The sequence below is a fragment of the Scytonema sp. UIC 10036 genome, assembly GCF_009725235.1.
Genome location: NZ_WJFC01000049.1, coordinates 32,479 through 45,623, shown reverse-complemented (window position 1 = coordinate 45,623; position 13,145 = coordinate 32,479). Strand labels below are relative to the sequence as shown.

The 13,145-nt window shown below is 42.4% G+C and carries 13 protein-coding genes; 5 read left to right on the top strand and 8 right to left on the bottom strand.

Going from position 1 to position 13,145, the window contains the following annotated elements; all coding sequences use genetic code 11:
- Window positions 1-41 precede the first annotated feature (41 nt).
- Window positions 42-314: a hypothetical protein gene (locus F7734_RS23035; RefSeq protein ID WP_155746835.1), complete on the top strand. Its 273-nt coding sequence runs from the start codon at window positions 42-44 to the stop codon at window positions 312-314.
- Here F7734_RS23035 and F7734_RS66220 read toward each other — a convergent pair.
- Window positions 271-1,638, bottom strand: a complete 1,368-nt coding sequence (locus F7734_RS66220) for a pentapeptide repeat-containing protein (protein WP_166482083.1) — start codon at window positions 1,636-1,638, stop codon at window positions 271-273. The two genes, F7734_RS23035 and F7734_RS66220, sit on opposite strands and share 44 nt — an antisense overlap.
- A gap of 342 nt (window positions 1,639-1,980) precedes the next feature.
- On the opposite strand from F7734_RS66220, the gene F7734_RS23025 reads away from it, so the two are divergent.
- Window positions 1,981-3,558, top strand: a complete 1,578-nt coding sequence (locus tag F7734_RS23025; RefSeq protein WP_155746834.1) for a HAMP domain-containing sensor histidine kinase — start codon at window positions 1,981-1,983, stop codon at window positions 3,556-3,558.
- The gene (locus tag F7734_RS23020; RefSeq protein WP_155746833.1) at window positions 3,455-4,123 is read left to right on the top strand and encodes a response regulator transcription factor; all 669 of its coding nucleotides are present in this window, start codon (window positions 3,455-3,457) and stop codon (window positions 4,121-4,123) included. The genes F7734_RS23025 and F7734_RS23020 overlap by 104 nt, the downstream gene beginning before the upstream one ends.
- Before the next feature lie 194 nt (window positions 4,124-4,317).
- Here the strand turns inward: F7734_RS23020 and F7734_RS23015 are convergent, their stop codons facing one another.
- The 6 genes from F7734_RS23015 to F7734_RS22990 all read right to left on the bottom strand — a co-directional run bounded on the left by F7734_RS23015 (window position 4,318) and on the right by F7734_RS22990 (window position 10,454).
- A complete protein-coding gene (locus F7734_RS23015; protein ID WP_347566266.1) occupies window positions 4,318-4,503 on the bottom strand; it encodes a putative toxin-antitoxin system toxin component, PIN family in 186 nt (61 codons plus the stop codon).
- Entirely contained in the window at window positions 4,503-4,742 is a 240-nt protein-coding gene (locus F7734_RS23010) for a hypothetical protein (protein WP_166482090.1), read from the bottom strand. Before F7734_RS23010 ends, F7734_RS23015 begins: the two co-directional genes overlap by 1 nt.
- Window positions 4,743-4,761: 19 nt before the next feature.
- Window positions 4,762-7,488 carry a carboxypeptidase-like regulatory domain-containing protein gene (locus tag F7734_RS23005; RefSeq protein ID WP_155746832.1) on the bottom strand — a complete coding sequence of 909 codons (2,727 nt, stop codon included), beginning with the start codon at window positions 7,486-7,488 and terminating at the stop codon, window positions 4,762-4,764.
- Between the two features lie 422 nt (window positions 7,489-7,910).
- Window positions 7,911-8,888 carry a hypothetical protein gene (locus F7734_RS23000; protein ID WP_243147029.1) on the bottom strand — a complete coding sequence of 326 codons (978 nt, stop codon included), beginning with the start codon at window positions 8,886-8,888 and terminating at the stop codon, window positions 7,911-7,913.
- 89 nt (window positions 8,889-8,977) lie between these two features.
- Window positions 8,978-9,289 (bottom strand): hypothetical protein, encoded by a 312-nt coding sequence (locus tag F7734_RS22995; protein ID WP_155746831.1) that lies wholly within the window; start codon window positions 9,287-9,289, stop codon window positions 8,978-8,980.
- A gap of 43 nt (window positions 9,290-9,332) precedes the next feature.
- Entirely contained in the window at window positions 9,333-10,454 is a 1,122-nt protein-coding gene (locus F7734_RS22990; protein ID WP_155746830.1) for a sigma-70 family RNA polymerase sigma factor, read from the bottom strand.
- A 1,051-nt stretch (window positions 10,455-11,505) separates the two neighbouring features.
- On the opposite strand from F7734_RS22990, the gene F7734_RS22985 reads away from it, so the two are divergent.
- The gene (locus F7734_RS22985; RefSeq protein WP_155746829.1) at window positions 11,506-12,078 is read left to right on the top strand and encodes a DUF3611 family protein; all 573 of its coding nucleotides are present in this window, start codon (window positions 11,506-11,508) and stop codon (window positions 12,076-12,078) included.
- 88 nt (window positions 12,079-12,166) lie between these two features.
- On the opposite strand, the gene F7734_RS22980 is transcribed toward F7734_RS22985, so the two are convergent.
- Window positions 12,167-12,412 carry a hypothetical protein gene (locus tag F7734_RS22980; protein WP_155746828.1) on the bottom strand — a complete coding sequence of 82 codons (246 nt, stop codon included), beginning with the start codon at window positions 12,410-12,412 and terminating at the stop codon, window positions 12,167-12,169.
- Between the two features lie 112 nt (window positions 12,413-12,524).
- Between F7734_RS22980 and F7734_RS22975 the strand changes: the two genes are divergently transcribed.
- Window positions 12,525-13,103, top strand: coding sequence for an antibiotic biosynthesis monooxygenase (locus tag F7734_RS22975; RefSeq protein ID WP_155746856.1), 579 nt, complete (start codon window positions 12,525-12,527; stop codon window positions 13,101-13,103).
- Window positions 13,104-13,145 lie beyond the last annotated feature (42 nt).

Below are 13,145 nucleotides of genomic sequence, written 5' to 3'. Positions count from 1 at the left end.
ATTTTGCAGATACTTTATTCCCAAATATAAATGAAGGAGGAGTGTATCAAGCCGCAGATGAAGAAATTATCGGTATTTTGTATGATGCGATTACAGGCGATGCAATTTCCCCTTTTGCAGCAGCCAAGAGAGATTTATTCAATTGGTGGATAATTGATGTTGTTCCTTCAGCATATTATCTCAAGCTTCCATCTAATTTATATCAACGAACGTTCAGTATTTCCGAGCCTAAGTTAGCATTTACCCTGTGGGAGACTCGTTTGGAACGAGCTAAATCTTTGATAAGTTACGTAATGGGGTCATTAACTGAGTAAATTCGCCATCTTTAAACATTGCATCCCAGTTAGCAGGTAGACGGTGGGGATTGGGATTGTCTTTTGTCGGCACATACAAAAAAATATAATCACAGTGTACGCCATCTAACTTTGTATCTGGAGTAATACACCAGTTTCCAATGTATGTACCTGTCAGAGTTGCACCTCTCAAATCTGTTTTGTCTAGTTGCGCTCCTGTAAGATTGGCTCTGGAAAGATCGGCACCTTGCAGGTTTGATTCATTTAGCTTGGCTGTAATGAAGCTGGCATCTTTCAAATTAGCGCCCTGCAAATTTATACCTTGCAAATCCCAGCCATCAAAAGTTTTGCCTTGTAAATCTTTTGTAACTAGCAGTTGACGTAGATTTTTATCCTCAAGATAAGTTGTCCTGACATCAGCCCAATTCATCATTTTTGCCCGAAACCAGCAAGTACGTGTAAGGATAGATTTATTGAAATTGGCGTTTTTCAGTCTTGCCTGTGTAAAGTTCGCATCTGTCAAATGGCTACCTTGAAAATTCGTTCCACGCGCGCTGACAAAATCTAGAGCAACATTGCGAACCCAAATTTGTCTTTCATCTTCAAACAGTGCGCGACAACCAACATCAGCAGCCAGGAATATTGTCAAGACTGCGATCGCTCCTGCTAGCGATCCTACAATGGAACCCCCTATTTTAACTGCTGCAACCACTCCTATCCCAGCGACAGCCCCTGCTACAGACACCGTAACTGCCACTGCTAATAATCCAGCAACAGCCCCTGCTATAGCTGCAGCCCCTGCTATAAGGACGACACCCGTCGCTGCTGCGATCGCTGCTATGGCTCCTGTAACGACGACTGCCACAACAGTTGCCAATTCCATAATTCCTGCCTGAGTTCCAGCCTTTGCCCATGCCACTGCTACTATCCCAGCCCATGTAACTCCTGCTACCGCAGTCCATATCACCGCTACTGCCAAAAAACCAAAGGCTGCTGAGACTCCTTGGCGCATAGTGATGAGAAAAAACACAAACAATACTGTTAAAGTAACTGCAGCAACATAAGTGTTTTCGCGGTTGCCATTAGCTAGAATACATCCTATGAGAGAACCACCCGTGGCTGATAGCAAACCCGATATAGCTGATAGGAGAAATGCAATAATGACTGTGGCAATTACCCAACGGCGTTGCAGTCCTGCTTTGGCATGGCTGAAGTTTGCTCCTTTAAGGAAGGCACCCGTAAAGTCAGCGCCTCGGATATCTGAGTAGGAGAAATCTGCGCCTGTTAAGTCTTGCCCTTTAAAGGATTTACCTCTGAGTTTGGCACGCTGGTAGTTATGAGCCACGTTTAATTACAAAAAAGGGAATGGGGAATGGGGAATGGGGAATGGGGAATGGAGACCTCTGTTTCCTCTGAAAGTTAAGATGAGGAAATTGTTATTACGGGTCGTAGCCTACGATTTTATCTCAGATCGGGATAGATGTCAATTAGGGATTAGGGGTTAGGGGGTAGGGGTTAGGGGGTAGGGGTTAGGGGTAGGGGTTAGGGGTAGGGTTAGGGGGTAGTCTCTGAATCCCTACTCCTACCCCTACTCCCTTTTATTAAAATATTTTCATCTAAGCTTCACTGCTAATTTACCCTGCTTGCAGAAACTGGAAATGGTGTTGGCAAACTTGTAGAAAAATAAATGGCAAATAAATATCAAGCAAATAGCAAGTCCACAGAAATGGTCGCAAAATATCCACCTCCACAAGGATGGCGTAGAGCTTTCCATAGTGTCCGCGCTCGTCTGTTAGTTTGGTACTTTCTGCTAACAGCTTGTACGGCACTATTTTCCATCCAAACAACTCGCCAGATATATTGTGAAGACTTAAAAGCAAGGGCTGACGCTTCTTTGGTTAAAGAAGTAGCAAGATTTCAGTTACTGGAAAAGCAGTATATTGCAAAGCGAGCGGGAAAAGCAGTAGAGACGGCTGCATTGTTTGATAAATTTTTGGCTACTTATGCTCCTACACGGAATGAGTATATTATTACTCTTATTAACGACGAAATTTACAAATACAGCCCGATTTTACCTTCTGAGCTTTTCGAGCAATATCCAGCCTTGATGCGGCAATGGACTTACCTTACGGAACCAAAAAAAGGTTACATACAAACTTCTACACAAAGGATTCTCTATGTGGCGCACCCAGTCAGTATAGGTGGGGAAAGAGCAATGCTTGTTGCAATTCATGATGCTTCAGCGGCTTTTCAAGCGGGCACAAATGCCATTTTCCTAGTGATGCAAGTCACGCTGATTGTCCTGCTTATCTTTTTCTTACTGGCATGGATTACGGCAGGTAGGGTCTTGTATCCCCTACGTTTGCTGACAAAAACTGCTCAATCTATTACTGAGTCAGATATGACACAACGTATTCCAGTAAAGGGAGCGGATGAAATAGCGGAGTTGACGAAAACTTTTAATGAAATGCTGGATCGGTTGCAGTTTGCCTTTGATAGCCAGCAAAAGTTTCTCAACGATGTCAGTCATGAACTGCGGACTCCGATTACGGTGATTCAGGGTCATCTGGAAATGTTACAGTTTTTCCCAGAAAAACAGGAGGTGACTGTTGCCTTGGTAATGGATGAGTTAGATCGCATGAGTCGCCTGGTGAATGACTTGCTACTGCTAGCAAAAACAGAACGCCCGGATTTTCTGAGGATCAAGCCAGAAGAACTAGATTGGCTTACAGAGGAAATGTATCTCAAAGCGCGATCTCTTGCCAATCGAGATTGGCGGTTGGAATCTAAAGGGTTAAGTCCAATTATGGTTGACCGTCAGAGGTTAACTCAAGCAGTGATGAATTTAATTCAGAATGCAGTTCGCCATACGAGTAATGATGATACCATTACACTTGGTTCCTCTGTAAAAGGGGATTATATTTATATTTGGGTAAGCGATACAGGAGTTGGAATTGCCCCAGAAGACCAAAAACGCATTTTTGAGCGTTTTGTACGGGCGACGAAAGAAGACCAGTATGAAGGGCATGGGTTGGGATTGGCGATTGTGCAAGCGATCGCTCAAGCTCATGGTGGATGGGTCGAACTTGTCAGTCGTCTGGGTCATGGGTCTACCTTCACTATTGTGATTCCCCTTGCGTCTGACGAAGAGCACCGAATACATGAATCGGATTCTGATCGCCGAAGACAATCTTCGCATCACAGCCTTCCTGGAAACCGGGTTACAAGCACACGGGTTCACAACCACAGTAGCCACCAAGGCTAAAGATGCATTGGATATGGCGGATAGTCACAATTTTGACTTATTGATTCTCGATCTGGGTTTGCCAGATAAAGATGGTTTGGATGTACTGCAAGAGTTAAGGGGAAGAGGAGAAACCTTCCCCATTATCGTCCTCACTGCCCGTGATGGTGTGGATGATACGGTCGCAGGATTGGAGGGAGGTGCTGATGATTACATTACCAAACCATTTCGGTTTGAAGAACTGCTAGCACGTATCCGAGTTCAATTACGCAACCGTTATGTACCCAGAACGAAGGAAGAAACTATTCTAAGAGTTGGTAATATTGCTTTAGATTTGCTCTCACGAGAAGTTTGGGTGGGAGATAAGTTGGTAGAACTTTCCACTCGTGAATTTATATTAGCAGAAGTGTTTTTACGTCACCCGATGCAGGTTATGAGTCGAGAACAATTACTGAACCGCATTTGGGGTTATGACTACGATCCGGGTTCGAATATTGTTGACGTTTATGTGGGTCACTTGCGGAAGAAATTGGGAAGCGATCGTATTGAGACCGTCAGGGGAATTGGTTATCGTTTGCGAACTTAACAGTAATCAGTAACCAGTGACCAGCCCCCCTCGTTCCCAGGCTCCGCCTGGGAATGCCTTTAGACAAGGCTCCGCCTCCTGTACTCAAAGTAGTCTTGATGAAAAACCACCCTGCTCTGGACAAACGCCCAGTTTTCTTAACCGCTCCCGGATGGATGTAGGGGTAGTGCTTGCTATTTCTTTGCCAAAAATTCTTAAACCGTGAGAATCTCAATGCCCCGAAATGGATTTAACACCAGCAAATCATCATCTCCAGTCACAATACACTCTGCTTGACCACTCACTGCTAATTCCAGATACTTATTATCTTTTGGATCTCGCCATTCTTCAATCTGTGCAGTCACCTCAATAAACTGAGTGGTTTCTGTTAAATCTTCGATTATTCGTCATCATTGAAAATTGATTCTAAGATTTCAGACGTTAATCCTCGCTCTTGTGCTTCTTGGCTAGCTTTATCCATCGTGTTTCTCAGGCGGGCGATCGCTTCTTGTCTTTTCGCTGTCAATTGAGACTGCATAATTACCGCAATCTTGAGTTGTAGTTGTTCCTGCTCTTCTTCAGAGGCATTACGGTATGCCTTGGGCGGGAATATGCTGCGTTTAGGCTGAGCATAATATATACTGAAGAATCATGTATATTTAAGGCAACTTTAAATTTAATTCTTGTAAAGTCTCAGACTGGGCGTTAATTGTAATTGTATTAAAATCCACAGATTTACCGTTTACTTTTAACTCATAAGTTCCTTGTCGCAGCTGTTCTAGATAGTAAACACCAGCACTATTAGTAATAGATATAACGGATGACTTAGATTTGGTAGAAATGGCTTCCACCCGTGCTCCTGCAAGCGGTTTTCCTTCGGCATCAGTAACAACTCCACCAACGGTATAAGAGGGTTGAAGCGGGATGATAATGGGTGTGTAACTTCCTGCAACAACTTCAACAGCAAAGGCATTAACCGAAGGTTGAAAGTCAGGAGGAAACCCGGCGGGTTCTAACTCTACACGATAAGTTCCTGGCGGAAGACGCAGGAGAAATCTATCCTTCTTAATATCGAGTTCCCCTGGTTTCACGACCTGGTTGTTGATAATGAGAAATTCAGGGTTATCTGTATATATTTCTTCATTTCTATCCCGCTTTCCATTGCTGTTGCGATCGTAAAAAGGTCGAACTAACAAACCCCCTTCCGTATGTAGTCGTTCCAATTGGCGATCGCCTGGGCTAATTCCCTGTTGAAAATTGAGACTCGGAACCAATTGAAGACTGAAACTGCTTCGCTCCGAAGTCAGGGAAACTCCCTCATAACGTGCCTGTAATAGAATACCTGGTACAATAGTTGTTCCCGCCGTCGCATAAATTCCTGAGCCTTCAGAACCAATTCTATACCCTAATTCCGTTTGCCAAAGATTCTCGCCGTACCTGTTGCGAGTTGGAGATCTATAACTCCAGTAAGCAGTTAGCAAATTAGCATTTTGTGACGAATTAAGAGTTTGGTAATTTAAAAATAAAGACTGGGAAGGATTAAGTAGGTATGATAACTGGGAAGATGTGCTGGTATGATTTCCTTGGTGGCTAAAGTAGAACTTTCCTAAACTTTGATTCAGACTCCAACTGAACCGACCATCTGTATTAACACCTAGTGTGGCAAGGGTTGACGACTTACTCCCACTGGCAGAATATTGAATATTAAAATTTGCACCTTGGTCAAAACTACCATTACTGACAAATCTAAATTGAGGTGAGATTCCCCAATCAAGGTTATAGTGAATCGAATTCAAATTGCTACTCACTCCGGCATAAAAATTAGGATAATCATTCCATATTAAATCGATATTAACATCCATATCATTTCCAACTAAGCCAGAAACAACGGCTCTGAAAGGAGAACCGCTAGGCTGATAAAAAATCTCTCCCAAAGCATTAAATGATGAGTTATAAACACCACCTACACCAACGGTTAAATCTTGTGCCAGTCCCCACCTTTGCACAACTCCTGCGTTAAATTGCGTAAACTTTCCTAGAAAATCATTCTTCTTTAATCGACGTTGCCATCCGCCAGAAATAACCAGTGCTGATGTTCCCACTGGCAATTGTTCCGGTAATATCTTAAAGCGAGCGTTTTCAACTAGCGGTTGGGCAGTCAAGAGTCCACGAGGATACAGTAATACTTGGTAGTTCGTTCCAATTTGTCTGCCAACAGGAACATTATCAAAGCGGTAAATTCCCGAAGCATTCACTAACTGCTCGGCAATCACTTTTTTGCTATAGATATTTGGCACCAGACGCACTAAAGTGCCTGGTTCAGCACGACCTGTCACTGTTGCTGTAATACGCTCTGGTTGTAGGCGCTGGGTCGGATTTGCACCCCCAATCCCATAGTTAGGAAAAGGAGAAAACCCCTGACGTTGAATGGTGGTAAATCCCCAAAAGTCATTCCCACTTTGACTGCGCCAAAAAGTCGGTTGAGAACCTAAATAATAATCACTCTTATCTGTTTGTCTCAGGACTTGTAGTTCTGATAATTGCCAAGTTTGCCGCTCTTTTAAGTCGGCTTGATCGACCTGCACAAACCAGCTACTACCCAATATTGTACCAACAGCCGATAAAGTTCCCTGATTCGTCAAATCAGAACCTTCTGTTCCACTGAGATTGATGTGCTCTTCTACCTGACTCAAGGTTAGATTTGGAGCAGATATTTTAGGCAGACCTTTTAATATTACAGGTTGTCGTTCCCTTTCGTTGCTCGCTGAATTTTGCACTTCAGGAACATCAAAAACAATTGCATACTCACGGCTGTCAAATTTGGCTTGGATTCCGAAAAGAGCTTTAATCTCTTTAATGGAAAGCACTAACCCCAATTCTGGATCGTTGCGAATCTGGTTGAGGTTGAACCGAACAATTTTAAATGGCGATCGCAACTCGACTTCGCGATCTGATATAACTTTAGATGTAAATTTTAAGGTTCCCAGGACAGCTTCATAAGGAATGAGCCAATTTTCAAAATCAACTGCTTCCGTATCCGTGACTTTCCCTCGCACTAAAACCCCCGGATTGAGATTGCGCTCTCCGACATTTAACCCGATAATAAAAGTTGTAGAATCTGTTAAATTGTTTGGGTCAAGCTTTGTTTCATGTGACGGGGTTAAGACTGGCTCTAGTTGAGTATTTTTCGGAGGTGAAATGGCTGGCTTTTGTGTTGTTTGTTTTTTTTCTGCTTGAGTATTTTCTTGAGTTAAAATAGTGTTTATGAGTTGTGAAGATGGTGCTATTTCTGCTAAAGTTAAACTAGACTTAAAGAAAGAATCACTAATTGAAATGAGAGGAATTAAATTTAGAAAATAGAAGATTTTGAGAGGTGCTTTCAGCATAACATAATTGAAGCGAATTTATATATAACCTGCTATTTTTAGTAAAATTCAATGCACCCTTTAACATCTACATATCTTCCGCAACTGGCATATCAAAAAAGGTACATTGCTGTGCTGTATTTGCCAGATAGAGCGAATACAGCGCAGCAATGTACCTAGAAATCCATTAAGTATTGTGACAACTGTGTAAGCCCTAATCTGCTTACAGCCGTATGCAATTGTGTCAGGTAAAAAATTTTGATATCTGACACATGACCCCACACGGGTAGTCTATTCAATTGCTAATTATTGTAAGTAAGAGTTTCTAGTTGAGCATTAATCAAGTAATAATAGAAACCGTGTTTCTTATTGGGGCACGCCAAGAAATTTTGTGGTATATTTCTTCTAGCAGTTCGGTTTTGCCCTCGGCTCTTTAGGAGCGTTTAAGGAACAGAAAATTTCACATTAAATGGAATTTTATTAGTCCGGTTGACTCCCCAGCCCAAATTTCCAGACAGTTGATATTCTCCTGATTCTAATTTTTTAACATAATCAACAATCAGATAACGCTCTCCTTCAGCAATGACAGTGGTATCTATCCCTCGACCCTTGTAAATCTCTTGCTCTCCCTTTTTAATCGTCCACTCGCCCTGAAGAATGGCACTAGCTTTTCCCGTATTACGAACAAGGAGTTGAACTTGCTTAAATTGAGGATTATATCGAGCACTTTTCACACTGAGATTATGGGAAATATTGCCCTTGCGAACATAAACAGCGACTCCCACTTGCGGAACAATGGCCGTTTTGAAGGTGATACCAGTGGTTGTATTGGTTTCCTTCTGCATTATCGCTTCTAAATTTTCTGTAAACAGCATGGCGCGATATTCACCATCCGGTAAACTGGGAGGAAAGCGCACAACAAAGCGGATTCTGCGTTCATCTGAACCAGAGACTTGCAGTTCTCTGGGTGAAAATTGCAGGTAGGGAGTCAAATCTTGAGGACTCGACTTTAAAGGTTTATACCCTTGTTCTGCATCGTAGGTAAAGGGGGCGCTATAAACGCGGGCGCGAAACTCTTTGGCATCTCCATTCCGAACTGTAATCGTTCCTTGGGCTTGACCTCGTTGAACTTGGGTTTCGATCACTAGTGGCGAAATAGCAATGTCTGCTCTCGCAGCAGTTCCCCATAATAAAAAGCTAGATAGCAAAACACTGCCTAAGGGGGATAGGGCTAGAAGCCCGGTTTTTTTCTGGATCTTTAATTTTGAAAACCTCGATTGTTGCAAGAAATCGGGTTTCTTTGTAGAACTGCTCATAGGATATAAAATAAGCTGCTTTACAGCAAGTTTCATGTTTGATTTGTCTAACACACAGCCATAGGAACCATCGCGGTAAAAGGATTGGAGCTTGAACCACTGCATCCAATCCTCTCCAAAGAATTAAGATAACTAGATCGAGGTTTTGAGAAGCCTGATTTCTAAATGAAAGCAGGCTTGTTCTTGACTCTATTCTAGTTAGGAGTAGCGGTGAGAGTGACTTTATACTGATAAACACCAGCAGGTGGTGGTGTAGAGCCAGTGACTTGACCAGCATTCATACCGACTTTCAAAGTATGGTTACCAGGAGTAATGTTTAAAGGACTTGTGGACATTATCGCTGGGTTGTCCCATAAAGCAGTCCCAACGCTACTAGATGTTGTTGTGTTGCTGTCGGCAGTTGCACCGTAAACAAGAGCCTGCCTGGTAGTATCAACGAAACCCGTAGGTGCCGTTACCTTAACAGGGGCAGCTACACTTATTTTCGCAATAAGACGATGGTGCAAGATCTAAGATGAATGATTTAGGATTGCTATATATAACCAGGATTTAGCTTGAGTCTATTTCTTGATGAAAAGTATTCACCCTCAGAAATGAAGTTTCTGGCTCTAGTAGTCTGTCACATAAATTCTGATGGGTAAGTAGTAGAGTGAGCAGTACCCACCAACAGCTAACGGTGGGTAGTACCCACCCTACTTGAAAATCTTGTAGCCCATCAAAATCAATGTGGGGGACTACTAAATGACCTACGCTCAATAAGAGCGTCATTTTCTTGTAAGTTGGGTTGAGTGAAGGTCTAGCCAACAAATGCCCTAGGTTTCGTACCTCAACCCAACTTACAAGGTTATAAAAACTCGGTTTCTCCCCCTGCTGAGACACTGGGTTGATTTCTTGGTTACAGCTAACATTATGTTGCTTCAAGCTGCAGAAATCCGGTTTCTCGTCCTGCTCAAAATGACAGAAACCAGACTTCTCATTCCCACCTGCAACAATTTCTACTTCTTTTAACTCCTCAGATAAGGCTAAATTATCATCTGTAACGGGTTCTTTTTGCTTAGACTTCCTTGCTTTTGGAGATGCGGGCGTCCCATGTTCCTCTCCCAAATATTCAATCATATGCTTTCGCAAAATTGCCCGCGCTTGGGAAATTCGCTTGCGAACGTTATCGTAAGAAATATTTAGCTGTTCGGCAATCTCTTGATAAGACAACTCTTGCTCGAAATGCAGCACAAAAGTCTCGCGCAATCTATCTGCTAACTCATCAATTGCACGGCAAAAAAAAACTTCGAGATCTCGCCGCGTAGCCGCGAGATCTGGTGTTTCTGCTTGGCTAGCCAATTCTTGTTCTTTTGTAAGCGCGATTTCTTCCCAACTTTCCATTTTCATCGAGCTTTTGTTTCTTTCTCGATGGATATCCACACAGAGGTTTTTAGTCAGTTGAGTCAGCCAAGCTTTGAAGTTGGTGATACCACCATTATAATCCCGTACTTTCTCTCTGGCTTTGAGCATAGCCTGACTGAGGGCATCTTCTGCTTCCGCAACGTTCCCCCCCATCCATTTCAGACAACATCGGTAAAGATAGTCTCGGTATTCTTGCCATAACTGCCAAAAAGCTGAATCTGTATCTTGAGAGTGTGAACAACCCAATGAAGCTGAATGAGAATCTAACATTTTTGAGTCCTTATAGGAGATGGAAACACAAAATAGGTCTTTAAATTTATAAATAAATCTGTCTTTTAGCAGATGCCAGCCTTTCTTTCTTGTTATAGGCAATTGAGTAACGTTTGTAACTTAGTAAATATACTGAATTTAAAACTCAATGCTTGAATTTAAAGAAAAAAAGGAGTCTGATTGAATACAGACGTCCTTTTAGCAGAAGCAGAGAGCATCACTATCGACTCTCGCCTGCCAACATGAAACTTGCTAAACTTCAAGAATTTTGTCAAGCCGATCGCATAGGTCTGTATAGGAGAATCGAGGCCCTCGGCTTACCCAATACCAGTAGTAAATATATCCTCGGCAGTTAAGTTTAACTCTTGAACTTAATGAACGAACGTTACGTATAGTCTTCATTCTTAAGTCTAAATTGTTTACTACCTAAAATCAAAAATGTCTGCTTGCTACATCTTTCTAGAGAATGACTTGATTTCCGTTAATATTTGATAGTTTATTATTGGTAGGAATGCAGGATGTACTTATCTAACAGACATAAAAGCTAGACAAGTTGCTAATCAATTAGTCACAACTGGTCGAGTCGAATCCATATATGGGTGTACGGCTGATTGACCTAACAGCGGAAATTTAACAGGAAATCAACCAAAGCCGTCTTGGTTTTAAAGTCTATTAAGCATGAGGAGTCTTAATTGTAGCTGTGCCTCCCAACTCTCTTTGAAAAAAAACTGTCCAAAAATGACCAAACTTTACCAATTAATTAACTTTATAGGCTCTCCGAGTCCGCTGGTCACGGGGTGGGTTTATGGCAAAAAATACAATTTTTGGTGATTAAAACACCGCCTTGTGACCAAGGTTGGTCAATTTTGAATGACTCCAATAGTTTAACCCAAATTATCACAATCAGATTAAAGCAGTTACCAGCTGCTACCTCTAATTAAAAAGTAGAAAATTGTTAACTCTTTAAGGCGCTATGCCAAGTCCAAAATTACTGAACTCAAACTATTTTCAAAAATCAAAAGATAGTTTATCAGGTTTAAGGAGAAGGGATATGTCAAATGACTTAAATTCATACTTACCTGTACCAACAAAGCAAAAATTTGCAGCTACTTTTCACGTAGTAAGACCGATTAGCTTCTGGGTACAGTTAGCACTAGGTGCTGTTTCAGGCTTGGCTTTGTTCTTGGCAATATTTAGCCGTAGTTCCATTGACCAAACAACGACGAATTCGGCCATGGGGTTTGGAGTCTTTTTTGGTATTATTGGGATTTTAGTGCTGTGTTTTAGGCTCTATTGGGTGAACCGCTACAGGCGTTTAGACAAACTTTTACAGTCCCCTAACCGTGAACTACATCCAAGGAAAGAGGACGTAATTCAAGTATTACGCATTGGATTAATCGTCAGTTTGATAGGGCTATTGTTAGCTTTTTTAGCATCTGAAGTGACCGTTGTTGCTGTACTATCGAAAGCTCTAGCTCTACCTCAAGGAGTGGCAGTCTACAGACCTGAAAATGTCATTCGTTCCCTAGATCTTTTTGTAGTTTTGGCAAACGTCAATCTGATAGGCGCTCACCTTGTAGGAGGCGCTACTTCACTTGGGCTGCTGAACTGGTTAGATCGATAGTAAATAACGTAAGTTCAACGGAACTAAAAAATAGCAGGAGGTAGAGCAGGTAAGTCTTTGGGATAAATATTTATTTACCTGCACCTACTTACAACAACGGCTCTATCTTAGTCTTAACAATTAAATAACCATTTCGGATCGAAGGAATCCAAGAAAGCAAGTTCAGAACAAAAGGCCAACGCTGTGGATATAGCTGAAATAGAGACCAGACATTCACGAGTGACAATCCCATAACAGCTACGTCTCCTTCATTTTTGGCGTACCATTTTATCGGTGCTTCCAAACGAGCCAACCGACTTCCACTTGGTCTAAAAAAAGTCCTTACTACATCCATCACTGTACAGTCCGATCGCACCCATCTTAAGGAGAACTTGCGAGATCTTGTTCTAAATGCTTGCTCGTTGATAAACTGCTGACAGTACAGTCACTTGATGGAGACAAATGTGATGTTAGACGAGCCTGTGGCAATCGGTACAGATGAGAATCATCAAGTAACTGCCATTATCTCCCACCTGATTCGTCCGGGCCGAGAGCAGGGATATGAGGAATGGGTACATGGTATTATTCCTGCCGCCAAGCAGTTTGATGGACATATGGGTGTAAGCATCATTCGACCTCGCGATCGCACTCATCCGGAATACGTCGTCATTCTGCGGTTCGATAGCTACATTAATCTCAAAAAATGGATGGAATCGGACGTGCGGCGTGACTGGATTGAGCGATTGCAACCATTGATTGAGAAACCAGAGAACGTACAAACCATGACTGGATTGGAAACATGGTTCACGCTATCTGAAAAGCCACTCAAAGCTCCACCCCCTCGCTACAAAATGGCACTGATTACCTGGCTGGGAGTGTTTGTGACTTTGGGGATTGTCAGCCGATTGTTGGCTCCGCTTTTGTCCGGTTTGCCTGTATTGCTCAATCAACTCATCACCACCGGACTAGTTGTAGCACTGCTCACCTATCTGGTGATGCCCCGTCTAACAAAACTATTCCAACCGTGGCTTTACCCCAAAGTCTAATACTCTTCCTTGCGATCGCGCTTCGTTAATAGTGTTGCGCCA